2 protein-coding genes are annotated in these 456 nt (G+C 41.9%); both read right to left on the reverse strand.

What is annotated here, in order from left to right:
• The coding region (locus AC1DUA_RS40615; RefSeq protein WP_477505018.1) for a HesB/IscA family protein at positions 1-112 on the reverse strand (112 nt) is incomplete at its 3' end.
• 145 nt (positions 113-257) lie between these two features.
• Positions 258-456 (reverse strand): Spo0E family sporulation regulatory protein-aspartic acid phosphatase (locus tag AC1DUA_RS40620; RefSeq protein WP_477505017.1); only part of this gene is annotated, 199 nt, incomplete at its 5' end.

The following is a 456-nucleotide window of genomic DNA, read 5'->3' on the forward strand; positions in this document are numbered from 1 at the left end:
AGCCGCTGCAACCGCCAGCTTTGACGCCTAGTCGCAAGAACAGGTTCGGTGATTCTTCAGAAGCCAAAAGTTCTTTAATTTTATCACTCGCTGATTCGCTAATGTTAATCATAACGGAAATCCCTCCTTGATGTTTCCCATCGTGGAAAACTGGCATTATCCATAAGTTTCGTAATGCTTACTATCAAGTATACTCCTATTCGATGCATTGCTCAAGGGCAGTTGCGCATACATTCGTAGCCATTGTTCCCATAGGCTTACTGTTTGCGTTGTATTGCATAATATTGCAATAGTAACTGATCCAGTTCTCGACTACATTGTTGCACTTCAGGATGTAGGAAACCATATTCAGTGCCTAAAGTCACCATTTGGCCTCGAAGCTGTTCGATTGCTATATCTAATCGTTCCTGCAGTTCGGTAACGTAATATGTTGGCACGATATAATCACCTTTTAAC

This window comes from Paenibacillus sp. 01T422 (genome assembly GCF_056398785.1).